Origin of the sequence: Sphingopyxis sp. PAMC25046 (assembly GCF_004795895.1) — a bacterium.
GTDB lineage: Bacteria > Pseudomonadota > Alphaproteobacteria > Sphingomonadales > Sphingomonadaceae > Sphingopyxis.
On record NZ_CP039250.1, the window covers coordinates 4,089,315 to 4,112,592 of the forward strand.

25 protein-coding genes are annotated in these 23,278 nt (G+C 67.5%); 11 read left to right on the forward strand and 14 right to left on the reverse strand.

Translation table 11 applies throughout. From position 1 onward, the window contains the following. Positions 1–2 precede the first annotated feature (2 nt). A complete protein-coding gene (locus E5675_RS19210; RefSeq protein WP_247594690.1) occupies positions 3–587 on the reverse strand; it encodes a DciA family protein in 585 nt (194 codons plus the stop codon). Between the two features lie 247 nt (positions 588–834). Between E5675_RS19210 and E5675_RS19220 the strand changes: the two genes are divergently transcribed. From E5675_RS19220 to nudC, 3 genes are read left to right on the forward strand one after another with little or no spacing between them, the layout of a single operon-like run. Beyond that, positions 835–1,881, forward strand: a complete 1,047-nt coding sequence (locus E5675_RS19220) for an A/G-specific adenine glycosylase (protein ID WP_247594691.1) — start codon at positions 835–837, stop codon at positions 1,879–1,881. 2 nt (positions 1,882–1,883) lie between these two features. After that, positions 1,884–3,164, forward strand: coding sequence for a serine hydrolase domain-containing protein (locus tag E5675_RS19225; RefSeq protein WP_348769812.1), 1,281 nt, complete (start codon positions 1,884–1,886; stop codon positions 3,162–3,164). Next, positions 3,164–4,030, forward strand: coding sequence for an NAD(+) diphosphatase (gene nudC, locus E5675_RS19230; RefSeq protein ID WP_136175915.1), 867 nt, complete (start codon positions 3,164–3,166; stop codon positions 4,028–4,030). Before E5675_RS19225 ends, nudC begins: the two co-directional genes overlap by 1 nt. 128 nt (positions 4,031–4,158) lie before the next feature. Here the strand turns inward: nudC and E5675_RS19235 are convergent, their stop codons facing one another. Further along, positions 4,159–4,338, reverse strand: coding sequence for a PspC domain-containing protein (locus tag E5675_RS19235; protein WP_136175916.1), 180 nt, complete (start codon positions 4,336–4,338; stop codon positions 4,159–4,161). A 55-nt stretch (positions 4,339–4,393) separates the two neighbouring features. Then, entirely contained in the window at positions 4,394–4,522 is a 129-nt protein-coding gene (locus E5675_RS21945) for a hypothetical protein (protein WP_281727860.1), read from the reverse strand. Positions 4,523–4,763: 241 nt separating this feature from the next. Here E5675_RS21945 and recF point away from each other — a divergent pair, with 241 nt between their 5' ends. Together recF and E5675_RS19245 are read left to right on the forward strand one after the other, a co-directional pair. Then, complete coding sequence (gene recF, locus E5675_RS19240; protein WP_136175917.1) at positions 4,764–5,873, forward strand: DNA replication/repair protein RecF; 1,110 nt, start codon at positions 4,764–4,766, stop codon at positions 5,871–5,873. Between the two features lie 55 nt (positions 5,874–5,928). Continuing rightward, a complete protein-coding gene (locus E5675_RS19245) occupies positions 5,929–6,282 on the forward strand; it encodes a hypothetical protein (protein ID WP_136175918.1) in 354 nt (117 codons plus the stop codon). 17 nt (positions 6,283–6,299) lie between these two features. Here the strand turns inward: E5675_RS19245 and arsC are convergent, their stop codons facing one another. Beyond that, a complete protein-coding gene (gene arsC, locus E5675_RS19250; RefSeq protein ID WP_136175919.1) occupies positions 6,300–6,644 on the reverse strand; it encodes an arsenate reductase (glutaredoxin) in 345 nt (114 codons plus the stop codon). Between the two features lie 170 nt (positions 6,645–6,814). Here arsC and E5675_RS19255 point away from each other — a divergent pair, with 170 nt between their 5' ends. After that, a complete protein-coding gene (locus E5675_RS19255) occupies positions 6,815–7,561 on the forward strand; it encodes a murein L,D-transpeptidase catalytic domain-containing protein (RefSeq protein ID WP_136175920.1) in 747 nt (248 codons plus the stop codon). Positions 7,562–7,723: 162 nt separating this feature from the next. Here E5675_RS19255 and E5675_RS19260 read toward each other — a convergent pair whose 3' ends face one another. The 4 genes from E5675_RS19260 to E5675_RS19275 all read right to left on the reverse strand — a co-directional run bounded on the left by E5675_RS19260 (position 7,724) and on the right by E5675_RS19275 (position 11,614). Next, the gene (locus E5675_RS19260) at positions 7,724–9,082 is read right to left on the reverse strand and encodes a L,D-transpeptidase family protein (protein WP_168707936.1); all 1,359 of its coding nucleotides are present in this window, start codon (positions 9,080–9,082) and stop codon (positions 7,724–7,726) included. A gap of 165 nt (positions 9,083–9,247) precedes the next feature. Further along, positions 9,248–10,609, reverse strand: coding sequence for an acetyl-CoA carboxylase biotin carboxylase subunit (gene accC / locus E5675_RS19265; RefSeq protein ID WP_136175921.1), 1,362 nt, complete (start codon positions 10,607–10,609; stop codon positions 9,248–9,250). 9 nt (positions 10,610–10,618) lie between these two features. After that, the gene (gene accB, locus E5675_RS19270; protein ID WP_136175922.1) at positions 10,619–11,104 is read right to left on the reverse strand and encodes an acetyl-CoA carboxylase biotin carboxyl carrier protein; all 486 of its coding nucleotides are present in this window, start codon (positions 11,102–11,104) and stop codon (positions 10,619–10,621) included. A gap of 69 nt (positions 11,105–11,173) precedes the next feature. Beyond that, complete coding sequence (locus E5675_RS19275; RefSeq protein ID WP_136175923.1) at positions 11,174–11,614, reverse strand: type II 3-dehydroquinate dehydratase; 441 nt, start codon at positions 11,612–11,614, stop codon at positions 11,174–11,176. A 79-nt stretch (positions 11,615–11,693) separates the two neighbouring features. On the opposite strand from E5675_RS19275, the gene thiS reads away from it, so the two are divergent. From thiS to E5675_RS19295, 4 genes are all read left to right on the forward strand, one after another. Continuing rightward, a complete protein-coding gene (thiS, locus tag E5675_RS19280) occupies positions 11,694–11,894 on the forward strand; it encodes a sulfur carrier protein ThiS (protein WP_037554934.1) in 201 nt (66 codons plus the stop codon). After that, complete coding sequence (locus tag E5675_RS19285; protein WP_136175924.1) at positions 11,894–12,244, forward strand: VOC family protein; 351 nt, start codon at positions 11,894–11,896, stop codon at positions 12,242–12,244. Before thiS ends, E5675_RS19285 begins: the two co-directional genes overlap by 1 nt. Further along, the gene (locus E5675_RS19290) at positions 12,241–13,023 is read left to right on the forward strand and encodes a bifunctional sulfur carrier protein/thiazole synthase protein (RefSeq protein ID WP_136175925.1); all 783 of its coding nucleotides are present in this window, start codon (positions 12,241–12,243) and stop codon (positions 13,021–13,023) included. Before E5675_RS19285 ends, E5675_RS19290 begins: the two co-directional genes overlap by 4 nt. 98 nt (positions 13,024–13,121) lie before the next feature. Next, the gene (locus E5675_RS19295) at positions 13,122–13,694 is read left to right on the forward strand and encodes a urate hydroxylase PuuD (RefSeq protein WP_136175926.1); all 573 of its coding nucleotides are present in this window, start codon (positions 13,122–13,124) and stop codon (positions 13,692–13,694) included. Between the two features lie 37 nt (positions 13,695–13,731). Here E5675_RS19295 and E5675_RS19300 read toward each other — a convergent pair whose 3' ends face one another. The 6 genes from E5675_RS19300 to E5675_RS19325 form a co-directional block, all read right to left on the reverse strand. Continuing rightward, complete coding sequence (locus E5675_RS19300; protein ID WP_136175927.1) at positions 13,732–14,286, reverse strand: gamma carbonic anhydrase family protein; 555 nt, start codon at positions 14,284–14,286, stop codon at positions 13,732–13,734. Further along, entirely contained in the window at positions 14,283–16,535 is a 2,253-nt protein-coding gene (locus tag E5675_RS19305; protein WP_136175928.1) for a fused MFS/spermidine synthase, read from the reverse strand. Before E5675_RS19305 ends, E5675_RS19300 begins: the two co-directional genes overlap by 4 nt. Then, on the reverse strand, positions 16,532–17,086 hold the full coding sequence (locus E5675_RS19310) for a GNAT family N-acetyltransferase (protein ID WP_136175929.1): 555 nt from the start codon (positions 17,084–17,086) through the stop codon (positions 16,532–16,534). Before E5675_RS19310 ends, E5675_RS19305 begins: the two co-directional genes overlap by 4 nt. Then, entirely contained in the window at positions 17,083–17,451 is a 369-nt protein-coding gene (locus E5675_RS19315; protein ID WP_136175930.1) for a GNAT family N-acetyltransferase, read from the reverse strand. Before E5675_RS19315 ends, E5675_RS19310 begins: the two co-directional genes overlap by 4 nt. Beyond that, entirely contained in the window at positions 17,448–18,446 is a 999-nt protein-coding gene (gene hemB, locus E5675_RS19320) for a porphobilinogen synthase (RefSeq protein ID WP_136175931.1), read from the reverse strand. Before hemB ends, E5675_RS19315 begins: the two co-directional genes overlap by 4 nt. 80 nt (positions 18,447–18,526) lie before the next feature. Next, entirely contained in the window at positions 18,527–20,068 is a 1,542-nt protein-coding gene (locus tag E5675_RS19325; RefSeq protein ID WP_136175932.1) for a M23 family metallopeptidase, read from the reverse strand. A 433-nt stretch (positions 20,069–20,501) separates the two neighbouring features. Here E5675_RS19325 and E5675_RS19330 point away from each other — a divergent pair, with 433 nt between their 5' ends. After that, positions 20,502–23,273: a helicase-related protein gene (locus tag E5675_RS19330; protein WP_136175933.1), complete on the forward strand. Its 2,772-nt coding sequence runs from the start codon at positions 20,502–20,504 to the stop codon at positions 23,271–23,273. Positions 23,274–23,278: the final 5 nt, after the last annotated feature.

Here is a 23,278-nt window from a genome sequence, read left to right on the forward strand (position 1 = left end):
CCCTAACTGATTTTCGGAAGCCTGGGCGGCGCCGCGAGACCGGCGGCCATGCGTTCGAGCACGGTCCTGAGTTCCGGATCGCCGATGTCGCGGAGGCTGTCCCCCAGTTCGGCGGGTACGGGTTTGAGCATTGCCGGCGGCTGAACGGACGCGGCGGGGGTGACCTGGCCGTGCGTCATGCGGACGGCGGCGATCGCGGCATAGCCGAAGAAGCGGTTGACCGCTGCGATGATGTCGGGCGCGACATGCTGGAGCATCGGCGCGTGCGCGCCGCTGATCGTCAGGTGGAGCGTGCCGCCCGCTTTCTGCCCGGCGGAAAAGCGGATCATCGCGGGCTGGGTGACGTCGGCGAGCCGGTCGCCGACGATCTCGCGCCAGCGGCTGACCACCGACGACTGGACGAAGCCGAATTTGCGAAAGGCGGTGCGGCCGATTTCGGGGACGAGGTCGGAAATCGCGCGTGCCTCGCCGCCGCGCGGGCGTTCGTAGGGACGCGCAGAGGCCTTGGCGGTTTTCACACCGCCTTTCGCTCCGCCCTTCCCCTTCGCCTTTTTGGCGGGCGTGCCGTCTCCCGTCTCTTTCGTCATGCCGGAGGCCATGCCATAGGCGGGGGGTGAGCGTCCAGACTTCCAACACGGAATCACCCCTCCCCTTCAGGGGAGGGCAGCGAGACTTGGCAGCTTGCTGCCTAGTTGTAGCGGGTGGGGGCCGTGGGCCCCACGCAAGGCCGATGGCCCCCACCCCAACCCAGTGCCGGGTGAAACGTCCCCCGGACGTTTCAGGTCGGTCCGGGGGACCGACCGGCCCGACACTCCTGAAGGGGAGGGGCTCAGTATGACCGCCGCAATAGAGCCGATGAACTTTTCGAGCCGCCTGCTCGGCTGGTACGACCGGTCGGCGCGCATCCTGCCGTGGCGGATCGCACCGGGAAGTGCGGAGAGCCCCGATCCTTATCGCGTCTGGCTCGCCGAGGTGATGCTGCAGCAGACGACCGTCGCCGCGGTCGCGGGCTATTTCGCGCGCTTCACGGCGCGCTGGCCGACGGTCGCCGACCTCGCCGCCGCCGACGACGCCGACGTCATGGCGGCGTGGGCGGGGCTCGGTTATTATGCCCGCGCGCGCAATTTGCTCGCTTGCGCGCGCGCCGTCGTCGCCGATCATGGCGGGATTTTTCCCGATAGCGAGGCGGGGTTGCGCGCGCTGCCGGGGGTCGGCGACTATACCGCCGCGGCGGTCGCGGCGATCGCCTTTGGGCGACCGGCGGTCGTCGTCGATGCCAATATCGAGCGCGTGATCGCGCGCCACCGGCTGATCACAACCCCGCTGCCGACGGCGAAGCGCGAGATTCGCGTCGCGCTGACGCCGCTGGTTCCCCCAAGCCGCCCGGGCGATTTTGCGCAGGCGCTGATGGATCTTGGCGCGACCGTCTGTACACCGCGCTCGCCTGCCTGCGCGATCTGCCCGGTGATGGCCGATTGCCGCGCGCGCGGTCGGCTCGACATCGAGCTCCTGCCGGTCAAGCCGCCGAAGAAGGCGAAGCCGCATCGCCACGGGCTGGCCTGGTGGATCGAGCGCGACGGCGCGATCTGGCTCGTTCGGCGGCCCGACAAGGGAATGCTGGGCGGAATGCGCGCGCTGCCCGGCGGCGACTGGTCGGACGAACCGCCACCCGAGTCGGGAATCGTCCGCGTCGACCATGGTTTCACCCATTTCGACCTGACGCTGGCGCTGGTGCGCCGCGACGCGCCGCCCAAAGCCTCCGCCGAAGCGCCGGATGCCGCAGCGGAAGGCATATGGTGGCCGATCGCGGAGCTTGACGCCGCCGGACTGCCGACGCTCTATCGCAAGCTGACCGACAAGATGCTGGAGAGGGATGTATGAACATGATGGTTTCGCGCCGCGCGTTGATGGGCGGAATGGCGCTGGCGGGCGCGGGCGCGCTGCTGCCGCGCGTCGCGCTCGCGTGGCGCGCCGACGGCGCGGCGCTTTATCCCGGGACCAGCGCGTTCATCCACGGCTTCGTCGACCGCCGCGAACTCGCCGGCACGCTCGCCGCGATCGGCAAGGGACAGGAGGCGCCGGTGTTCATCGGCGCGGGGGTGCAGTCGAACGGGTTGCCGACGCCGGTCGGTCCCGACACGTTGTGGCGGCTCTATTCGATGACCAAGCCGGTCACCGGGATCGCGGCGATGCTGCTGATCGAGGACGGCAAGATGACGCTCGACCAGCCGATCGCCGATTTCCTGCCCGCCTTCGCCAATATGAAGGTCCAGAACACCCCCGACGGTTCGATCACCGACGTGCGCCCGGCGAGGGGCCCGATCACGGTGCGGCAATTGCTCACCCATACCGCGGGGCTCGGCTACAACATCATCCAGAAGGGGCCGATCAAGGCGGCCTATGACCGCGCGGGCATCGTCGGCGGCCAGGCGAGCCGCCTGCCGATCCCCGGTTTCGCCGAGGTGACGCCGGCGCCGAGCCTCGCCGTCATGGCCGACCGGCTCGCCGAGCTGCCGCTGGTCTATGAACCGGGGACGAAATGGAGCTATTCGATCGGCCTCGACCTGATGGGGCGGCTGATCGAGGTCGTGTCGGGACAGGCGTTCGACGCTTTTCTGAAAGCGCGGCTGTTCGGCCCGCTCGGCATGTCGAGCACGGGGTTCATGGTGAAGGCCGAGGACGTCGGGCGTTTCACGAGCAATTATGCGCCGTTCGGCGGTGCGCTCATCCCCTTCGACCCCGCCGCGAGTTCGATCTATCTCGATCCCCCGCCCTATCCGTTCGGCGGCGGCGGGCTCGTGTCGAGCGCGCGCGACTACGACCGCTTCCTCGCGATGCTGCTGGGCGAAGGCGCGACGGGCGGGGTGCGCGTAATGAAGGCGGAAACCGCGCGGCTGGCGATGTCGAACCTGATCGACGACAGCGTCGACCGCAAAGGGACCTTCATCGACGGCGAGGGGTTCGGCGCCGGCGGGCGCGTGTCGCTGCCGACCTCGCCCGGCGGCGAAGGCATTTTCGGCTGGGCGGGCGCCGCGGGAACGATCGGTTTCGTCCACCGCGGGCTCGGCTATCGCGCCGCGGGCTATACGCAGATCATGCCGCCCGACGCGGTGTCGTTCCAGGGGAAGTTCGGCGAAACCTTCTTCAAGGATGTGGCGGCCTGATGCCCTTGCCGCTCGGTTTTACCGGCGCGCGGCTCGACCGCGCCGACCAGCTCCGTACCAACGCCGAGGCCTTCGCCGCCGCGACGGCAGATCCGCGCGCGACCTGCCTGACGCTCGACGGGATCGATTTCGTCCCGGGGGCGAGCGGCGGACTGTTGTGGGAGCCGCTCGACCCCGCAGATGACCGCGCGCTGATGCTGCTCGGGATCGACGATACCGGCGCGCCGCGCTTCGTGCGCGAAGCGGCGGGCGGACGTATCGATGCGCGTTCGCGCACGGTGATGCGTTTGCTGCCATTGCTGTCGACCGAAGAGGCCGCGCTCTATGGCGGCGCGCGCAGCCTTGTCGACTGGCACGCGCGGCACCGTTTCTGCGCGGTGTGCGGATCGCCGACCGACCTGTTCCGCGGCGGCTGGGGGCGGCGCTGCGGCGGCTGCAACGCCGAGCATTTCCCGCGCGTCGACCCGGTGGTGATCATGCTCGCCGAATTTGAGGACCGCGTCCTCATCGGGCGGCAGGGCGGCTTTCCGCCGGGCTTTTTCTCGGCGCTCGCGGGCTTCGTAGAACCCGGCGAATCGCTGGAAGAGGCGGTCGCGCGCGAATTGTTCGAGGAGGCGGGCATCCATGTTTCGGACGTCTCTTATGTGGCGAGCCAGCCCTGGCCCTTCCCCTCGTCGCTGATGATCGGATGCCGCGCGGTGGCGAAGGATCCGGCGCTGACGCTCGACACGACCGAGATCGAGGCGGCGATGTGGGTCGACCGCGCCGAGGTGCGCGCGGCGCTTGGCGGAGACATGGGCGCGCCCTTCATGGCGCCGCCGTCGCTGGCGATCGCGCGCTATCTGCTCGAGGATTGGGCGGCCTAGAGTCAGTCCTGAAGGGACAGGCTCCAAATGAAAAGGGCCCACCGGTCCGGCCGGTGAGCCCTTGGTCTTTTTGGGAATGTGCGGGCCGGTGCGACTGTGCGCTTCGAAAGCGTCCGGCCCGGGCTGCCCTATGGCGCGAGGATCGCGACGGCGAGGTACAGCAGCAGAGGCAGGCCGAAGCCCAAGAGCGTCAGGGCGACAAAGGCGATGCGCGTCCACAAGACATCGAAGCCGAACTGGTCCGCCATCCCGGCGCAGACGCCGAAGATCATCCCGTTACGGCGATTCTTGCGAAAACCCTGGTTCATTTCTTTCCTTTCGATCCCGGCCTTTGGGCCGGCGTTTTGGGGGTGGGGCGACTGGTCAGGCGACCAGCCCGCCGAATTGCGCAGCGTTCGGGCCGACAGCGGCGAGGAACATCAGCGAGCAGTAGAGCGAGGCAACACCAGCGATCGCGTAGCTCTTGAACGATTCGACGTTGAAATGGGCCATGACATTTTCCTTCCTTGAACCTTCCATCCGGACCGTCCGGTGGATGCCGGAAGTGTTGCAGGGACCGTGCCAATTTCATTCATTGGCGGTTAAGCGCGGTTTTTCGGTTCCAGAAATTTTATTTCAGCGCGAAAAATGCGCCAAGGTGGCAAAAATTCCCGTTCGTCGGAAAAATTTTAGAGGACGCCCGAGGCGCGACGGGCTGGCGTCGCCCGAAGCGCTGCGGTAGGCGCGGAAAAGGATGACGCTGACCCGCCTATCGCTGACCGATTTTCGCAATCATGCCGCCGCGGACATGGCGGCTTGGCCGGGGCTCGTCGCCCTGCACGGCGACAATGGCGCGGGCAAGACCAATATATTGGAAGCGGTCTCGCTGCTCGCGCCGGGACGCGGGCTGCGCCGCGCGCCGCTGGCGGACATGGTGCGTGACGGAGCGGGCGGCGGCTTTGCCGTCTTTGCCGAGGTCCAGGCGGGCGCCGACCTGCCCCCCGTCGCGCTGGGGACGGGAATGGAGCCTGCGCAGCCGGGGCGGCGGATCGTGCGCATCAACAGCGCGCCCGCCGCGGCGACCGCGCTCGGCGAATGGCTGGCGGTGCTGTGGCTGACCCCCGCGATGGACCGGCTGTTCGTCGAGACCGCGGGGAACCGGCGGCGCTTCCTCGACCGGCTCGTACTCGCGCTCGACCCGCGCCACGCGCAGCACGGCAATCGCTATGAAGCCGCGCTGCGCGCGCGCGGCAAGCTGCTCGCCGACCCTGCCGGCGCCGACGGGCAATGGCTCGCCAGCCTCGAGGCGCAGCTCGCCGAGCATGGCGCGGCGATCGATGCCGCGCGGCAGGCGATGCTCGCGGGGCTTTCGGCCGAACTCGCGGGCCAGCCCGACGCGCCCTTCGCCCGCCCGCTGCTGACGCTCGTCGACAGCGACGGCAAGGCGCGCGCCGCGCCGTACGAGCCCGATGCGCTGAAGGCGCTGTTCGCGTCGCGCAGGCGGATCGACGCCGCGGCGGGGCGCGCGACCGCCGGGCCGCACCGCGACGATCTCGACGCCGTCCATGCCGCGACCGGCCGCGCGGCGGCGCGCTGCTCGACCGGCGAGCAAAAGGCGATGCTGCTCTCGCTCGTCCTCGCGCACAGCGACTGCGTCGCGCGCGCCAGAGAGAGGCGTCCGATCCTGTTGCTCGACGAGGTGGCCGCACATCTCGACCCCCTGCGCCGCGCCGCGCTTTACGATCGGCTCGCGGGGCAAGGTGGCCAGGCGTGGCTCACCGGGACCGAGGCGGCGTTGTTCGACGATATGCCCGGCCCCGCTACACGCTTTCGCGTCGCGGGCGGGCGGATCGCGGCGGGCTAGGCAGACGCGTGGCCGTGCAATAGGATGCGGCCAGTCGCAAAGCGCGGGAGGCGAAATGCGGGCGAGCCATTCGGTAATATTGATGGGAACACTGTTTTTCGGCGCCGCCGCCGCCAAGGAGCCGGCGGCCGATTCGCCCTATATCGAAGTGTCGGGGCGGCTCGAGAATCTGTTCGATTATGAGTCGACGAACGACCCGGACGACCTGCTCGGCCACGGCTGGATGACCGCGAGGTTCCATGTTACGCGAGTCCTGCGCGGCCCACGGCTTCCGCGCGTCATCACCGTGCGGTATTTTGGACACGCTTTTCTTCAGGATAGAAAAACGCGCCTGACCTTACGGCGCGGCGACGACGGGGTGTATCTTGTCTGCGTGCCCGCCGGCAGCACCGGCATACAATGCCCCTGAGCTTGCCGGCGCTTTCTTTATAGAATGTCGTGCACCACATCCTGCGGGCGGCACAGGCGGACGCCCTTGCCGGTCTCGACGATCGGGCGTTCGACATAGGCGGGGTTCGCGGCCATCGCGGCGATGAGGTCGTCCTCGCCCGCATCCTTCAGCCCGCGCTCCTCGGCGTCGGTGCCGCGCAGACGCAGCGCGTCGCGCGCGGCGAGGCCGGCGTCGGCGAAGAGCTGGCGCAGCTTGTCGGCGCTATAGGGATTTTTGAGATATTCGACGACGGTGACTTCGACGCCCGGCGTCTCTTCGAGAATCGCCAGCGTCTTGCGCGAGGTGCCGCATGCGGGGTTGTGCCAGATGGTTGCTTTCATGCGATGGCGTCCTAACGCAGCCTTACCGCGGCGTAAACGCGCTATTCATGGCATATATGGCACATCTTCCCGCATGAAGGGGAACCACCAGCTTGCCTTTCGCGGCCGACACACGACTTATGCGAAGTCGAGGGACCGCCAAAGGCGGCCAATGCGGGGTTGGGTTGCAAGTGAATGAATTGATCGATCGCAGAAGGCTGCTCGCCGGGCTCGCGGGAGCGGGGGCGCTGGCCGCCGTTCCGACGCGCGCGCAGCTTCCGAACTGGGTCCAGCAGCCGGTGGCGCCCCTGCCGCCGCCAGTCGACTATCTCGCTGTCGCAAAGAAGCAGCTTGCGATGCAGGCGCGCAATATCCCGCAGACCGACCGCGTCGGGGTCGTCGATTTCGGCCTGCCCTCCTCGCGCCCGCGTTTCGCGCTCGTCGACATGGTCGCGGGCAAGATCGACATGTTCCCGGTGACGCACGGGCGCGGATCGGATCCGCAGCACGACGGCTGGCTCAAGAGCTTTTCGAGCCGCGTCGGCAGCCTTGCGACGTCGCGCGGCGCCTATCGCACCAGCGACTATTATTGGGGCGCGAACGGATCGTCGATGCGCCTCGCGGGGCTGGAGCCCGACAATTATACCGCCGACCAGCGCGCGATCGTCGTGCACGGCGCCTGGTACGCCGAACCGGCGCTGATCGCGACGCAGGGCAAGCTCGGGCGCAGCGAAGGCTGCTTCGTCTTCGGCGAGGAGCTGCTGCCGATGATCCTCTACAAGCTCGGCCCCGGGCGGCTACTCTTCGCCGACCGGCTGAGCGCGCATCCGCCGATGCCGACGCCGTTCCAGTTGCCGCCCACCGACCCGTTACCGGGAACCGAGAATTTGCGGCGTGCGAGCACGTTCAGCGGGACGCTGCCGACGACGGCGGATTAAGCGGCGAATGCCGGCTTAGGGGTGGAAGGGGACCTCCGCTTCCTCTCCTTCGTCATCCCGGACTTGATCCGGGATCCATCGCAGCGCTGACGTCTTGGACCCCGGATCAAGTCCGGGGTGACGATGTAAGAGGGGCTGCTCCCGGTCGCTAGCTGACCCCGCTCAATAAATCCCGCTCGTCGCCGGCGTCGTGACGCGCGCGGCGGTGGGGATCGTCGGGACGACCGGCGGCGGTTCGGGCTCGATGATCGTCGCGGTCGGGCGGCCGGGCTTGGCGAAGCTCGCCACCACGGGCGCGTCGCGGCCATAGATATCGGCGAGCTTCTTCACGCCGCCCTTGCCGTCGGGAACCATCGTCCAATAAGCGACATAGACGGGAAAGGGCTGGTCGAAGCCGAAGCGCGTCGTCTTGCCGCTCGCGATCGCCTCGCCGAATTCCTCGGGGCTCTTGCCCGCAAACATCACGGCCATCAGGCCCGAGAAGTGCAGCGCGCGCTCGGTGCGGATGCACCCGTGGCTGAACGCGCGCGCGGCGGCGTTGAACGCGCCCTTCGAGGGGGTGTCGTGGAGGTAGATCGCATGCTCGTTGAGCATTTCCATCTTCATCACGCCCAGCGCATTGTTCGCGCCCGGCTGCTGCACCACCGACAGCGTCTTGCCGCTGCCCGTCCAGGTATAGCCCTGCGCGCGTGCCGAAGCCGGGTTGCGCGCAATCGTGGCGCCGATACCTTCGTTGATGATGCTGCGCGGCAGCGTCCAGGTCGGGTTGACGATGATGCCGGTCGCCATCGGATTTAGCTGCGGCGTCGGGGTCGAACTCTTGCCGACGACGGCCTTGTGCGTCGCGATGGTCGTGCCGCCGTGGACGACGCGCGTCACATATTCGGGGACGTTGCTGACGACATAGCGCTCGCCGAGGCTGCGCGGCATCCAGCGCCAGCGTTCCATATTGACGCGGATCGCATTGGCTTCGGCGGGCGTCTTCGCCGTCTTGAGTGACGCCTTGAGCACCGCGAAATCGGGATGGACAGGGTCGAGGCTGGCGAGCGTTTCGTGCACCGTTCCGGCGCCGAGCGCGGCGGTCAGCAGCGACAGCAGGGGCTCGCTGTCGCCGTCGCTGTCGGTCATGAACCACTGCTTGCGCGCGGCATTGGGCGTCCGGCCGTCGCGAAGGTGCGTGGCGAGCAGCAGGAAGCGATCGGTCGCGGCCTTGTCGAGCGCCGCCTGATCATCGGCGAGGATCGCGGCGGCGAGGCCGTCGGGATAATAATCCTTGGCGAACAGGCCCTCGTCGCCGACCTTTTCGATGAAGCTCAGCAGCGCGGTGGCGTTTTCCTCGGTCCAGTTCGGCATGTCGATCCGCACCGCGACGACGGGCGCGTCGTCCTTCACCTTGTCGGGCTGGAGGATCACCGAATCCTCCTTCACCTCCGTTTGCGCGAAGGCAGGAGCCGCAAACAGGGTCAGCGGGAGGAGGAGAAGCGCAGCGGGATGCGCGGAAAAGGGAGCGTTTTTGGCCATAGTCAAAGCCCATAGCCAAAAAGCGCAGCCAGCGAAAGTGAGCCGCAGCACAGCTTGGCGCATCGCCCGCTTCGTCACCCCGGTCTTCATCCGGGGCCCATGGCCACAGTGCAGAATGGATGCCGGATCAAGTCCGGCATGACGAAAGATGAGCAGCGAGGGCGTTCAGGTCCCGGCCTCCTCATCCTGCCGCGCCAGCCATTCCTCGAGCCACTTGATCGTATAGTCGCCGTGGATGACGTCGGGGTCGGCGAGCAAGGCCTGATGGAGCGGGATGTTCGTCTTGACCCCGCCGATCACCATTTCCTCGAGCGCGCGGCGCATCCGCATCATGCAGCTTTCGCGGCTGCGGCCATAGACGATCAGCTTGCCGATCATGCTGTCGTAATAGGGGGGGATCGAATAGCCGGCGTAAAGCCCGCTATCGACGCGCACATGCATGCCGCCCGCGGCGTGATAGCTCGTCACCTTGCCCGGCGAGGGCAGGAAGGTGCGCGGATCTTCGGCATTGATGCGGCATTCGATCGAATGGCCGCGAAATTCGAGATCTTCCTGTTTGACCGACAGTCCCGCGCCGCCCGCGATGCGGATCTGTTCGCGCACGAGGTCGAAGCCGGTGATCATCTCGGTCACCGGATGTTCGACCTGGATGCGCGTGTTCATCTCGATGAAGAAGAATTCGCCATTTTCCCACAGGAACTCGATCGTGCCGGCGCCGCGATAGCCCATCGCCGCCATCGCGTCGGCGCAGACCTTGCCCATGCGCGCGCGCTCGTCGGCCGAGATGATCGGCGAAGGCGCTTCTTCGAGCACCTTCTGGTGCCGCCGCTGGAGCGAGCAGTCGCGTTCGCCCAAATGGATCGCATTGCCCTTGCCGTCGCCGAACACCTGAAATTCGATGTGGCGCGGGTTGCCGAGATATTTTTCCATGTAAACGGTCGGATCGCCGAAGGCAGCGGCCGCTTCGGACGAAGCCTGACCCATCAGGCTTTCGAGGCTGTCCTCATCGGGGACGACCTTCATGCCGCGCCCGCCGCCGCCCGAGGCGGCCTTGATCAGCACCGGATAACCGATCTCCTTGGCGAGCTTCTTGGTCTCCTCGCCAAAGGTCACCGCACCCGGCGAACCCGGAACCACAGGAAGCCCCAGTGCGACCGCGGTGCGCTTGGCCTCGACCTTGTCGCCCATCGTGCGGATATGCTCGGGCTTCGGCCCGACGAAGACCATATTATGCGCTTCGATAATCTCGGCGAAACGCTCGTTTTCCGACAGGAAGCCATAACCCGGATGGATCGCGTCGGCGCCGGTGATTTCGGCGGCCGCGATGATCGCGGGAATGTTGAGATAGCTGTCCTTCGCGGCGGGCGGGCCGATGCAGACGGCTTCGTCGGCGAGGCGGACGTGCATCGCATCGGTGTCGGCGGTCGAATGGACCGCGACCGTCTTGATGCCCATTTCGTGGCACGCGCGGTGGATGCGCAGCGCGATCTCGCCGCGGTTGGCGATCAGCAGTTTCTCGATAGCCATGGGCTGATTTTATCCGATGGTGAACAGCGGCTGGTCGAACTCGACCGGCTGGCTGTTCTCGACATGCACGGCCTTGAGCGTGCCCGACGCGGTCGCGGTGATCGGGTTCATGACCTTCATCGCTTCGATGATCAGGATCGTGTCGCCGGGCTTCACCGCCGAACCGACGGCCGCGAAATTGGGGGCGCCGGGTTCGGGCGCGAGATAGACGGTGCCGACCATCGGCGATTTCACCGCGTCGGCGAAATTGTCGGCGGCGGGCGCCGCTGCCGCAGCGGCGGCCGCCGGAGCGGCGGGGGCTGCGGCGGGCGCGGCCACCGGGGCGGGGGCGAAGGCCACAGGTGCCGCGGCGGCGGTCAGCGTGCGCGCAACGCGCACCTTGCGGTCGCCGTCCTCGACCTCGATTTCGCTGAGCTGCGTGTCGTCGAGCAGCTCGGCGAGCGCGCGAACGAACGCCGGATCGATGTTGATGCCATTGTCTTTATGGTCACCCATGAGAATTTTCCTGTTGTTGCAGCGTCGCTATCGCAACGCCCGGACCCCGATTTTTGATGCGCCCTATTGTCAGAGACGCGCGGCGGCGTCCAGCGCCAGCGTATAGCTGTTCGCGCCATGCCCCGCAAAATGCTGGGCCGCCGCCATGCCGACATAGCTGATGTGACGAAAGGCCTCGCGCTGCATCGGGTCCGACAAATGGACCTCGATCACGGGCACCTTGATCGACTTTATCGCGTCGTGGATCGCGATCGAGGTATGCGTATAGCCCCCCGCGTTGAGCAAAATGGCCTTGGCACCCGCCACATAGGCTTCGTGCAGCCAGTCGATCAGCACGCCCTCATGGTTCGTCTGCCGGCATTCCAGCCTGATCCCCAACCCCTCCGCCTGCGCCTCCAGCCGCGCGTGAATGTCGTTGAGCGTATCGTGGCCATAGATTTCGGGCTCGCGCGTGCCGAGCAGGTTGAGATTGGGGCCGGAGAGGACAAAGACGGTCGGAAGTTCAGCCAAGGCACGGCCTTTCGGTTGCGGCGTTGCGGGCTCCCCCTATATGGGCTGCTCGGCAAAAGGCAAAGCGAGGCGAATTGACGTGATTTCGGTCATCCTCAACGGCGAACCCCGGCAGGTGCGCGAAGGCAGCATCGCCGACCTCGTCGCGTCGCTGGGACTCGATGTGAAGAAAGTGGCGGTGGAGCGCAATCGCGACATCGTGCCGCGCTCGACGCTCGCCGACGTCGCGCTGGCCGAGGGCGATGCGCTCGAAATCGTTCATTTCGTGGGAGGCGGTTGATGCCGGTCGCGCGGATAGTCGCCAATCGCTACGCGGACGATCCGCAGACAGGGCACGGCTTCTTTAACGATGTGCTCGGGCTGGAAACGGCGATGACGATGGACTTCATCACCACCTATCGCTCGGCCATACAGCCGATGGCGCAGATCAGCGTCATTGCGGAAGACCCGTCGGGACTGCGCCCCGCCTATTCGGTCGGCGTCGACGATGTCGACGCCGTGTATGCGCGTGCGGTCGCGGCGGGCCATGAGATCGTCTACGCCCTGCGCGACGAACCATGGGGTGTCCGTCGATTTTTCGTACGCGATCCGCTCGGCGACATCGCGAACATCGTACAAAACAAGGATTGAGCGTGACCAAAACCGACAAGTGGACCGTTGCCGGCCGAACCTTCACGTCGCGGCTGATCGTCGGCACCGGCAAATACAAGGATTTCGAGCAAAATGCCGCGGCGGTCGAAGCGTCGGGGGCCGAGATTGTCACCGTCGCGGTGCGCCGCGTCAATGTGTCCGATCCGGCCGCGCCGATGCTCACCGACTATATCGATCCCAAGAAGGTCACTTATCTCCCCAACACCGCGGGGTGCTTCAACGCCGACGATGCGATCCGCACGCTGCGCCTTGCACGCGAGGCGGGGGGATGGAATCTCGTCAAGCTCGAGGTGCTCGGCGAAGCGAAGACGCTCTATCCCAACATGCGCGAAACGCTCGAGGCGACCGAGGTGCTCGCGAAGGAGGGCTTCCTGCCCATGGTTTACTGCGTCGACGATCCGATCGCCGCGAAACAGCTCGAAGATGCGGGCGCGGTCGCGATCATGCCGCTTGGCGCGCCGATCGGGTCGGGGCTCGGCATCCAGAACCGCGTGACGATCCGCCTGATCGTCGAGGGCGCGTCGGTGCCCGTGCTCGTCGATGCCGGCGTCGGCACCGCGAGCGATGCCGCGGTCGCGATGGAGCTCGGCTGCGACGGGGTGCTGATGAACACCGCGATCGCCGAGGCGAAAGACCCGATTCTGATGGCGCGCGCGATGAAGCGCGCGGTCGAGGCAGGACGCGACGCTTATCTGGCGGGGCGCATGGGGCTTCGCAAATATGCCGATCCGTCGAGCCCGCTGGCGGGGTTGATCTAGGCCCCGCTTCCAACAAGCTTGAGCGCGTCCCCCGTCGCTGGCATATCGGCGCACAGGCACCGGGTCGCACGGCGCCGATATGAGGAGGGGGAACTGCCATGGACAAATTTTTCGGAAATCTGCACGCTGTACTGGGCACCGGGCTGGTGCTTGCGATCATCCTGATGCTGTGCCTCAACGGCCAGAATTTCGAGGATGGGGTCGCCGCAGGCAACGCGATCATGCGCTGGCTGCACACTTTCTTCGGCGTGCTGTGGATCGGCCTGCTTTACTATTTCAACTTCGTCCAGATGCCGACGATGCCCAAGATTCCGGCCGAATTGAAACCCGCCGTCGGCAAGCATATCGCGCCCGCCGCGCTCTTCTGGTTCCGCTGGGCAGCGCTGCTGACCGTCTTGCTGGGGGTCGGCATCGCGGGACACGCCAAATATCTGGCGCCCGCGCTGGGGCTGCAGGAACCTTACCGGCTGATCGGGGTCGGCATGTGGCTGGGGCTGATCATGGCGTTCAACGTCTGGTTCCTGATCTGGCCGAACCAGAAAAAGGCGCTGGGGATCGTCGAGGCCGACGACGCGGCCAAGGCGAAGGCGGCGCGGACCGCGATGATCTTTTCGCGGACCAACACCTTGCTGTCGATCCCGATGCTCTATGCAATGGTGAATTTCAGCTGAGTTTTCTCCCCTCCCGCCTGCGGGAGGGGATATCAGCTTACCCCTCCACCGCCGCCTTGTGCATGCGGCCGTTCATCACATAATGCGCGACGCCGAGCTGCATGCCCGCGGCCTGGGCATCGCCGATTTCGCGCACGCGGCGCGCGGGCGATCCGGCCCAGAGTTCGCGATCCGGAATTTCCTTGTTCTCGGTGAGCAGCGCGCCCGCGGCGAGCATCGCGTCGCTGCCGATCCGGCACCCGTTCATCACCGTCGCTTTCAGGCCGACGAAAGCCCGATCCGCCAGCGTGCAGCCGTGCACCATCGCGAGATGGCCGATCAGCACATCCTCGCCGATGATCGTCGGAAAGCCTTCGGGGTGATGCGGCATCGGGCCGTCGCAATGGACGACGCTGCCGTCCTGGATATTCGATCGCGCGCCGACGACGATGCGGCTGACGTCGGCGCGCAGCACGCAATTATACCAGATGCTGACGTCCGCGCCGATCGTCACGTCGCCGATGATCCGGCAGCCGGGCGCGATGAAGGCGCTGGGGTCGATCTTCGGCGTCTTGCCGTTCACCGTGATGATGCTGACGTCCCGATATGTCATTCGTCGCGGCCTCCGATAAGATTCTTCCAGATCAGGACCGGCAGCGTCGAGGCATAATCGTCGGTCCAGCGGGTGAAACCGTTGCGCGCCTCGAGCGTAACCCAAGCCCCGTCGTCGTAGCTATCCTTGCGCGGGCGGATGCCGCCGGTCAATTGCCGCATCCGATCCGGTGTCGCGGTCAGCGCGACCCAGTTCGATCCGGTGAGGTCGCCATATTCGTCACCGATCGGCCCGGGATCCATACGGATCGCCGCGATCCAGCCGCGCGCCTTCGCCTCCGCCGCGAGCACCGGTTCGAGCCCGAAGAAGCGGTTCGAGATATGGATGAGCAGGATGCCGTCGGGTTTCAGCGCGCGCGCATAGATGCCGATCGCTTCCTTCGTCAGCAGATGGAGCGGGATCGCATCCGACGAAAAGGCGTCGATGACGATGATGTCGAAGTGGCCCGCGGGCTGCTCGGCGATCCGGAGCCGCGCGTCGCCGATGACGATCGGTGTGTCGGGCGCGCAGTCCGAAAGGAAGGTGAATTTGGCGGGATCGCGCGCGATGTCGACCATCACCGGGTCGATCTCGAAGATCGTCCAGTCCTGCCCGGGCTTCCGGTAGCAAGCGAGCGTCCCCGCCCCCAGTCCGACGATGCCGACCGACGCGCCGGGGCCCGCGAGCGCCTCTGCCTTGCCCAAAGTCAGGCCGACCCCCGATTGCGGCCCATAATAGGTCGTCGGGTCGCGCCGGTGCGCGGCGTCGGTGCGCTGGAGCCCGTGGAGCGTCGTCCCGTGTGCGAGGCGCCGCTGGTTCGATTGGGGATAGTCGGTGACGGTATAGACGCCGAAATAGCTGCGCACGCGCGCGCCGGTGAAGCTTTCCTGGATCGTGTCCCAGCCCCCGACGCCGATCATCAACAGCGCGAGCACGGAGACGTAGGCCCAGCGCCAGCCGATCACGAGCATGCCGATGACGAAGATCGCGATGCCCCAGACGGTCACCGCCTCGTCGAGCCGCCCGGTCCAGTCCTCGACCATGTGCCACGCCGCAAAGGCGGCGATCGCGACGAGCAGCACTGCGAGGGCGCGCGCGGTCTTGTCCTCGAGTCCCAGCCATTTGTCCCACGGGAGAAGCGCGGGCAGCGGCAGCAGCATCGCGGCGGCGAGGATCAGGAGCGGATGTTCATAAACCCAGTCGAAGATCAGCGGCGCGAACAGCGCCGCGAACAGCCCGCCGAGCACCCCGCCCGCCGACATGATCAGATAGAACAGCGTCAGATGCCGCGCGTCCGGCCGGAGATGATAGAGATAGCCGTGGAGCGCGACCGCGACGGCGAAGAGCATCGCGAGGCTGGCGAGCGCGACCATCATCGACCCGCCGCCCGAGCTCAAGAGCCCGAGCCCGCCGACCGCGAGCAGCACGACCGGGGCGAGCAAAGTGATGATCTGCGTTACGCGCTGCAGGCTCGAAAAGGCGATGACGAAGCTCAAGAGATAGAGGCCGAGCGGTAGCACCCAGAGCAAGGGCATCGCGACGATGTCGGTGGTGAGATGCGTCGTCGTCGACAGCATCAGCCCCGACGGCACCGCGGCGATCAGCAACCAGTGGAGCTGGCGGCGCCAGGTCGGTACGGGCTCGTCTGCGCCATCGACCTGCGCTTCGGCGCCGCCGTGCCAGCGCGCCGCCGCCGCGCCCAAGACGAGCAGGACAAGCAGCGCATATCCCGCGGTCCAGCCCCAGCTTTGCACCGCGAGCGGCATCGCCGGCTCGACCAGCGCGGGGTAGCTGATCAGGCCCGCAAAGCTGCCGAGGTTCGATGCGGCGTAAAGATAATAGGGGTCGCCCGCCTGGGAATCGGCAGCGAACCAGCGCTGCATCAGCGGCGCCTGCGCCGAGACGACGAAGAAGACGGGTCCGATCGACGCAAGCAGGAGCAAGGGCACCCAAAGCGCCTCTTGCCCCGGTCCGGGCGGTGCGATTTGCGCGATACCGATCGGAAGCCACAGCGCGGCGACGAGGAAAAGCGCGAGATGGATGATCGCCTGTCGCCGCACGGTAAAGCGGCCGAGCCAGTGCGCATAAGCGTAGCCGCCCAGCAGCAGCGCCTGATAGACGAGCATCGCGCTGTTCCACACCGCCGGGGCGCCGCCGAGCTTGGGCAGCACCATCCGCGCGACCATCGGCTGGACGAGGAAGAGGAGGAAGCTGCCGACAAGGATCGTCAGCACGAACAGCCAGCGGCGCGGCGATGGGGCGACGGTCATGCGGTTTTCCAGTTCGAACGCGGCAGCGAATAGGTGACATGCGGGCGCAAGCGGTCGCCTTCGGCCAGTTTGGGATGATCGAAGTCGAGGTCGGCGCGATATCGCATGCCGAGCCGTTCCATCACCGCGCGGCTGCGGACATTGCCCTGCCATGTGATCGCCCGGATTTCATCGTCGGGCAGATTGGCGAAGCTCCACGCCGCCGCGCCGCAGGCCGCCTCGCTCGCGAAACCCGCGCCCCAGCAATCGCGCGCGAGCCGCCAGCCGATCTCGACCTTGTCCGCCACCGGACCCATGTTGCCGCGGATCACGCCGCACCAGCCGATCAGCCGCGCATCCTCGCGGCGTTCGAGCGCCCAGAAGCAATGACCATATACGGCTTCATGCTCGCGCATCCATGCGATCCGCGCCGCGGTGGCATCGATATCGAGCGGCGGGCCGAGCGTCGCCATGACCTCGGGATCGCTGCATATCCGCTGGAAAGGCACGATGTCTTCATCGCGCCAACCGCGCATCCGCAGCCGGTCGGTATCGATCGCGAGCCCCGTCATGCACGCCCACCCCACGCCTTGCGCGCAATGCGCCACACGGTGGTCGGATTGTCCTCGACCGGATAATCGGGATCGAAATAATCGAGCGCGGGGAGGCGCTCGAAGCCAAGCCGCGGCATCATACGGGTCGATCCGATATTCGAATCGCTGGTTTGACCGAAGATGGCCGCACAATGAGACGCCGCGAAGCCATAGCCCAGCGCCGCGCGCGCCGCCTCGGTCGCATAGCCCTGCCCCCCCGCCTGTTCGTCGCTACGCGTTACGCCGAGGTGGCGCATCACCGCTTCGCTATTCATCTCGGCGCGTATCCACGGCAGGTCCTCCGCGCCCGGAGCACGCAGCACGAGCCGTTCGGTCTCGATCATGCGCCGAGCAGTCTCGCGGCATGGAGCGCGTGATAGCTGAGCACGCCCGAGGCGCCGGCACGGCGGAAGGCGAGCAGGGTTTCGAGGACGAGCGCGTCGCGGTCGCCCGCGCCGGCAGCCGCCGAAGCCTCGATCATCGCATATTCGCCCGACACCTGATAGGCGTAGACCGGCACCGCGAAATTGTCCTTCACCGCGCGGACGATGTCGAGATAGGGCAGCCCCGGTTTCACCATCACGCTGTCGGCGCCTTCGGCGAGGTCCTGCGCGACTTCGCGCAAGGCTTCCTCGCTGTTCGCGGGGTCCATCTGGTACGTCTTCTTGTCGCCCTTCAAGAGCCCGCGCGAGCCGACCGCATCGCGGAACGGGCCATAGAAGGCCGAGGCATATTTGGCGGCATAGCTCATGATCTGGACATGGCCGAAGCCTTCGGCCTCGAGCGCCTGCCGGACCCTGCCGATGCGGCCGTCCATCATGTCGCTGGGCGCGATGATGTCGGCGCCCGCGCGCGCCTGGTTGAGCGCCTGCCCGACCAGCACTTCGACCGTCTCGTCGTTGAGGACATAGCCCTTATCGTCGATCAGCCCGTCCTGCCCGTGGCTGGTGTAGGGGTCGAGCGCGACGTCGGTGAGTATGCCGATCTCGTCGCCGAGCGCCTGCTTGATCGCGGCGGTGGCGCAGCACATGAGGTTATCGGGATTGAGCGCCTCGCCGCCATCCGCGCGGCGCCGCTCCGCCTGCGTATAGGGAAAGAGCGCGAGGCACGGGATGCCCGCGGCGACCGCGTCTTTCGCGCGTTCGACGAGCAGGTCGACCGACCAGCGCGACACGCCGGGCAGGCTCGCAACCGGTTCCTCGCTGCCCGCGCCGTCGCAGACGAAGAGCGGCCAGATGAGGTTCGCGGGCGAAAGATGCGTTTCGCGCACCATCGCGCGGCTCCAGCCGGTGCGGCGGGTGCGGCGCAGGCGCAGGTCGGGGAAAGCGGCTTGGGTCATGCGGCGTGCATAGCGGCGCCGCGCTGCGGGGCAAATGGTTCTTCTATAGCCCCTCCCCTTCAGGGGAGGGCGTAAGCGGCCTAAACCCCACCCCCGGCCCGCTTCGACGCCACATCGGCGAGACTGCCGAGTTTCGGCCCTTCGACCTGCTTCGGCGCGATCGGGGTCAGCGCGGCGCCCGGGGCGACCGAGGTCAGTTCGCGGATGCGCGCGCGGAACGCGGCGAGCGCCTTGCCCTCGAGCAGCGCGCGGGTGACGAAGCTCACCGACGACGGATTGACGGCGCGGCCGTTGCGATAGAGTTCGTAATGGAGGTGCGGGCCCTTCGAGAGGCCGGTCGAGCCGATATAGCCGATCACCTGCCCGCGATTGACGCGCTGGCCCGACCGCACCGCGATCCGGCTCATATGCCCGTAGCCGGTGCCGAGGCCCTTGCCGTGATTGAGCTTCACATAATTGCCGAAACCGCCGTGGCGCCCGGCGATCGTCACCACCCCGTCGCTCACCGCATAGATCGGCGCGCCATAGCCGCCGCCGAAATCGATGCCGCGGTGCATGCGTTTGTACCCGAGGATCGGGTGGCGGCGCATGCCGAAGGTCGAGGTGACGCGCCCGCGCGTCGGCCGCGTCATGCCGCCGCGCTGTTCGCCGACACCCGACGCCTCGAACCATTGGGCGCGGCCGTCAGCATTCCATTCGAGCATCGAAAGCTTGGGTTTTCCGCCACGGATCAGCCCGGCGTAGAGCAGCTTGCCCGTCTCGCTCTCGCCCGTTTCGGCGCGGCGATAGTCGACGATGATGTCGAATTCGTCGCTGCTGCGAATATCGCGGCTGACCGAAATCTGGCGGCCGATGACGCGCAGATAGGACTGAATCGCCTCGGGCGGCGCGCCCGCGGCGCGCGCCGAGCGATAAAGGCTGTCGCCGACTCGCCCGCGAATGCGCAGCGGGGTCGCGTCGACCGCGATCGGGATGCGCCGCATCACGAGTTGGCCGCCCACGCGCTCCATTTCGATGCGCAGGTCGAAGCGCGCGCGCATCGCGAGCGCCTCGACCGGGCGCGGCATGGTGCGCGCGGCGCGGCGGCCGAGAATCAGATCAATGCGCGTGCCCGGCGCGATATCGGCGAGCGGAACCGCGTCCGATACGCGGCTTGCCAGCGCCTGCGCCTCGCTGCTGCCGACGCCCGAGCGTTCGAGCAGGCGCGCGAAGCTGTCGCCGCGCCCCAATGTGGCGGTGAGTTCGATCTGCGGCCGTTCGGGGGTCTGGGTGAGCGGGCGGACGGCGTCGGTCGCCGCCATGTGGCGGCCGGTGTCGCCGCCGAAAGCCAGCGGCACGATCATCTGGCCGCGCGCTTCGTTGAAATCGGCGGCGTCGAGCGCGGGGGCGCCGACCGCGAGCGGCTGGACACCCGGGAAGGTCGCGATCGCGGAGCCGCAAAGCAGGGTTAATGTCGCGAGGCCGCGCCACCATTCGGTCGAGCCGATATTGCTGCCAAGATCGGGGACCAGGTCGAGCTGCGCCAGCCGGTCGCGCCAGCCGAGCGGCTGTTCGACGCCGGAATCGCCGCGCCGCAGCGGGATCGCTTGCGACATCGTGAGCGCGGCTGCGTTGCCGGACATCCCCGCGATGGGTTCGTGACGCTGAAACAAAATGCAACCCCCGCTCGGCGGACCTCCCCATAGCCGGCCGCCGAATGATGTTTTCGAGGACCTGTCTGTAAAGAAAGACCGTTAAAGTCAATTTAATGGCGGATTTGCGCCGGCGCATTGCGGCGAGGTGTGGCGGGGTCGGGATATTTTGCAAGATGCGCGGCCCCACCCTTCCCCCTTGATGGGCGAAGGATAGGCAGCCTTGTCGCGACGCGGCTGGGCGAAGCTGGATGGGGTAAGGTCGCGACCGTGCACCACTATCGACGGCACCCCCACCGCTGCGACGAGCCAACAAGTTCGCAAGTCTCGCTGCCTCCCCCATCGAGGGGGAGGGAAAAGATGCCGCTTCGACGATCGGCTGTTGCGCGCGACCCGCGCCCATGCCAGCTTGGCTTCCAAGAAAATGACCTCTTCCTCTTCCCAGCCGGTCAAGGCTGTCCTTGGCCCCACCAACACCGGCAAAACCCATTTGGCGGTCGAGCGCCTGACCGCCCATTCGAGCGGCATGATCGGCTTTCCGCTGCGCCTGCTCGCGCGCGAGGTTTACGACCGCGTCGTGGCGATCAAGGGTGCGGCGCAGGTCGGGCTGATCACCGGCGAGGAGCGCATATTGCCGCCCGACGCGCGCTATCTGCTCGGCACGATGGAGGCGCTTCCGGTGACCCGCGACGTCGCCTTCGTCGGGATCGACGAAGCGCAGCTCGGCGCCGATCCCGAACGCGGCCATGTCTTCACCGACCGGCTGCTGCGCGCGCGCGGACGCGAGGAAACGATGATCCTCGGCTCGGCGAGCATCAAGGGCCTCGTCCGCGGCCTCGTCCCCGACGCCGAGATCATCACGCGTCCGCGCTTCTCGACGCTGAGCTATGCCGGATCGTCGAAGCTGTCACGCCTGCCCAAACGCTCGGCGGTCGTCGCCTTCTCCGCTGATGAGGTCTACGCGATCGCCGAAATGCTGCGCCGCTTTTCGGGGGGCGCCGCGGTGGTGATGGGCGCATTGAGCCCCAAGACGCGCAACGCACAGGTCGCGATGTTCGAAGCGGGCGAGGTCGATTATCTGGTCGCCACCGACGCGATCGGCATGGGGCTCAACCTCGACGTCCAGCATGTCGCCTTCGCGAGTCTGCAGAAGTTCGACGGACGGCGCCTTCGCCGCCTGACGATCGCGGAAATGGCGCAGATCGCCGGGCGCGCCGGGCGCCACCAGCAGGATGGCAGCTTCGGCACCGTCGGCCTGCCGCAAGGCGGCTTCACGCCCGAGGAAATCCACGCGATCGAGGGCCATCATTTCCCGCCGCTCGCCAGCCTGTTCTGGCGCAATCCGACGCCGCGTTTCGGGTCGCTCGACCAGCTTCTGGCCGATCTGGCGCAGCCGCCGAGCCAGCCGATGCTGCGCGCCGCGCCCGAGGCGGTCGACATCGCGGTGCTCAAGCATCTGGCGGGCGACATGGAAGTTCGCGCGCGCGGCGGCGATTTCGATGCCGTCGAACGGCTTTGGGACGTGTGCGGCCTGCCCGATTTCGAGCAATTGGGCGCCGAGCATCACAGCCGCACCGTGTTCAAGCTGTGGCAGTGGCGCACGAGCGGCGACGGGATGATCGATCCCGACTGGTTCGCTCGGCGCCTCGCGCGGCTGAACGACGTCGAGGGCGACATCGACCAGCTCGCGAGCCGCATCGCCGCCGTCCGCACGCTCTGTTTCATCGCGCAGCGCGGCGACTGGATCGCCGGCGCGGCAGGCTGGACCGAGCAGGCGCAGGCGCTCGAATCGCGATTGTCCGACGCGCTCCACGCGGCGCTCGCGCAGCGCTTCGTCGACCGGCGGCTCGCGCTGCTCCTACGCGACGCGGGGCAGCGCGGCACCGCGCTACCAGTGGCGGTCGGCGCCGACGGCACCGTCGCGGTCGATGGCGAGGCGATCGGCACGCTCAAAGGTTTTCAGTTCAAGGTCGACCCGGTCGCCAAGGCGAGCGACCACCGGTTGCTGCTCGCGGCCGCCGAAAAGCATCTGCGCGCCGAACTGGCGCGCCGCGCGACCGCGCTCGCCGAGGGCGACGACGCCGCGCTTTCGCTGATCGCCGAACCCGGCACCGCGCCGCGCCTCGCCTGGCACGGGCATATCGTCGCGACATTGGCGCGCGGCCCGACGCTGGTGCAGCCGGCGATCCAGATCGATCCGTCGCTCCGCCGCATCGAGCCCGCGCAGGTGCAAGCGATCATCGAGCGGCTCCAGCGCTTCATCGCCGCGCAGCTCGCGCGCCACGCGGGCCCGCTCGCCGCGATGGGCGAGGCCGCGGGCGACCTCTTCACCCCGCCGCGCGTCCGCGCCTTGCTCGCTGCGCTCACCGACAATAGCGGGACGATCGCGCGCGCCGCGGTCGAGGAACAGCTGGGCGCGCTGACGCCCGACGAGCGCCCGCAGTTGCGCAAGCTGGGTTTCACCATCGGCTCGCTCGACATCTTCCATCCGCTTCTGCTCAAGCCCGAGGCGGTGCGCTGGCGCGCCGCGCTGACCGCCGCGCAGCAAGGGTCGCCCGTGCCCGCGCTGCCCCCGCACGGAGCGGTGCTGCAAAAGACGGGCAGTCAGGCGGGCCTCGCGATCGCGGGCTTCCGCCGCTGCGCATCGGGTTGGCTGCGCATCGACATGGCCGAAAAGCTGGCGCGGCAAGCCCATGCCGCGCGCATGCAGGCGGCCGCGCCGCCAACCTCGCCAGTCGCGGGCGGCGCCGAGGATCACCACGACGATCAGGGCGAGGAAGTGCACAGCGCCGCGCCGCCGGGCTTCGTGATCGACCCCGCGCTCGCGACCTCGCTCGGGCTCGACGAGGAAACGCGCCGCGCGCTGCTCGGCAGCTTCGGCTTCCGCAGCGTCGGCGAAGCGGCGCTGCACCGCTGGCGCTGGTCGGGGCTGCGCAAGGCGGCCGACAAGCGCCCGCGCCGCAAGAAGGATCGCAAGGGGAGCGACAACGCGCCGCGCGCGCGCGCCAATGGCGCCGCGCGCCGCCCGCCCGCCGATCAGGCAAAGGGCAAGCGCGGCAAGCCGGGCAAACCCCGCGCCGATTCCGGACGACCGCCGCGCCCGGATCGCCCCGACCGATCACCGCGCCGCGGCCCCTCGCCGAACAGTCCGTTCGCGGGCCTTGCCGCGCTGCTCGCCGACGCACGCAAGGATTGACGCGC

Excerpts from the sequence above, each read along its gene's own strand:
- E5675_RS19210 (WP_247594690.1), bottom strand. The coding sequence starts at position 587 with ATGACGAAAGAGACGGGAGACGGCACGCCCGCCAAAAAGGCGAAGGGG.
- E5675_RS19220 (WP_247594691.1), top strand. The coding sequence starts at position 835 with ATGACCGCCGCAATAGAGCCGATGAACTTTTCGAGCCGCCTGCTCGGC.
- E5675_RS19225 (WP_348769812.1), top strand. The coding sequence starts at position 1,884 with ATGATGGTTTCGCGCCGCGCGTTGATGGGCGGAATGGCGCTGGCGGGC.
- nudC (WP_136175915.1), top strand. The coding sequence starts at position 3,164 with ATGCCCTTGCCGCTCGGTTTTACCGGCGCGCGGCTCGACCGCGCCGAC.
- E5675_RS19235 (WP_136175916.1), bottom strand. The coding sequence starts at position 4,338 with ATGAACCAGGGTTTTCGCAAGAATCGCCGTAACGGGATGATCTTCGGC.
- E5675_RS21945 (WP_281727860.1), bottom strand. The coding sequence starts at position 4,522 with ATGGCCCATTTCAACGTCGAATCGTTCAAGAGCTACGCGATCGCTGGT.
- recF (WP_136175917.1), top strand. The coding sequence starts at position 4,764 with ATGACGCTGACCCGCCTATCGCTGACCGATTTTCGCAATCATGCCGCC.
- E5675_RS19245 (WP_136175918.1), top strand. The coding sequence starts at position 5,929 with ATGCGGGCGAGCCATTCGGTAATATTGATGGGAACACTGTTTTTCGGC.
- arsC (WP_136175919.1), bottom strand. The coding sequence starts at position 6,644 with ATGAAAGCAACCATCTGGCACAACCCCGCATGCGGCACCTCGCGCAAG.
- E5675_RS19260 (WP_168707936.1), bottom strand. The coding sequence starts at position 9,082 with ATGGCCAAAAACGCTCCCTTTTCCGCGCATCCCGCTGCGCTTCTCCTC.
- accC (WP_136175921.1), bottom strand. The coding sequence starts at position 10,609 with ATGGCTATCGAGAAACTGCTGATCGCCAACCGCGGCGAGATCGCGCTG.
- accB (WP_136175922.1), bottom strand. The coding sequence starts at position 11,104 with ATGGGTGACCATAAAGACAATGGCATCAACATCGATCCGGCGTTCGTT.
- E5675_RS19285 (WP_136175924.1), top strand. The coding sequence starts at position 11,894 with ATGCCGGTCGCGCGGATAGTCGCCAATCGCTACGCGGACGATCCGCAG.
- E5675_RS19295 (WP_136175926.1), top strand. The coding sequence starts at position 13,122 with ATGGACAAATTTTTCGGAAATCTGCACGCTGTACTGGGCACCGGGCTG.
- E5675_RS19300 (WP_136175927.1), bottom strand. The coding sequence starts at position 14,286 with ATGACATATCGGGACGTCAGCATCATCACGGTGAACGGCAAGACGCCG.
- E5675_RS19305 (WP_136175928.1), bottom strand. The coding sequence starts at position 16,535 with ATGACCGTCGCCCCATCGCCGCGCCGCTGGCTGTTCGTGCTGACGATC.
- E5675_RS19310 (WP_136175929.1), bottom strand. The coding sequence starts at position 17,086 with ATGACGGGGCTCGCGATCGATACCGACCGGCTGCGGATGCGCGGTTGG.
- E5675_RS19315 (WP_136175930.1), bottom strand. The coding sequence starts at position 17,451 with ATGATCGAGACCGAACGGCTCGTGCTGCGTGCTCCGGGCGCGGAGGAC.
- hemB (WP_136175931.1), bottom strand. The coding sequence starts at position 18,446 with ATGACCCAAGCCGCTTTCCCCGACCTGCGCCTGCGCCGCACCCGCCGC.
- E5675_RS19325 (WP_136175932.1), bottom strand. The coding sequence starts at position 20,068 with ATGTCCGGCAACGCAGCCGCGCTCACGATGTCGCAAGCGATCCCGCTG.
- E5675_RS19330 (WP_136175933.1), top strand. The coding sequence starts at position 20,502 with ATGACCTCTTCCTCTTCCCAGCCGGTCAAGGCTGTCCTTGGCCCCACC.